This is a genomic window from Xenorhabdus bovienii, from assembly GCF_024721015.1.
Lineage (GTDB): Bacteria > Pseudomonadota > Gammaproteobacteria > Enterobacterales > Enterobacteriaceae > Xenorhabdus > Xenorhabdus bovienii.
The window spans coordinates 1-567 of the sequence record NZ_JANAIF010000302.1; the positions used below are offsets into that span (position 1 = coordinate 1).

Annotated in this window: 1 protein-coding gene; it reads right to left on the bottom strand. The window is 40.2% G+C overall.

The genetic code is table 11. The features are described 5' to 3' along the window. Window positions 1–317, bottom strand: a 317-nt coding sequence (locus NXS07_RS20690) for an IS110 family transposase (RefSeq protein WP_258087596.1), incomplete at its 3' end; no start/stop codon positions are given. Window positions 318–567 lie beyond the last annotated feature (250 nt).

The window sequence follows — 567 nt, forward strand, 5'->3', positions numbered from 1 at the left end:
ATCAGTTTGGCGTCAATTTTATCGGTTTTATTGCGGAGTAATTCCGCTTTACCAAAGGCATGGATTTGTACCGGATTGACAACACTGATAAGAAGCCCCTTATCCGAAAGATAAAGTGCGAGCGGATCCCCATAAATTCCTGTTGCTTCCATGCAAAAATGGTAATTTGAGGCGGGTTTAAGCCAATTAATGAAGGCGTCGAATCCCTTAAGGTCATTTGGAAAATGCTTCATTTTGTAATGATTTTCGCCTGCCCAAACGGCGACATCAAATTTGTGTTTGGCGATATCAATACCGACTACGATGTTATCAGACATAAGGTTATCCTCTTTGTCAGAGACACAGGAGATATCGCCATGATTAGACTTATAAAATAGATGCTCGAGGCACAAGATACCGTTCAATCTTAAAGGCGATACAGAAGAGGCTGTTGTGGTTTACTCTGAATTACGAACTCCATTGAATGACACATTTCAGGTTCAGGTTAATAATAACAAACTCACAACAGCATCCCTGATGATCAGTCAGGGGATTATCGCTCTGTAAAAGTGATAATCAAGATATAAG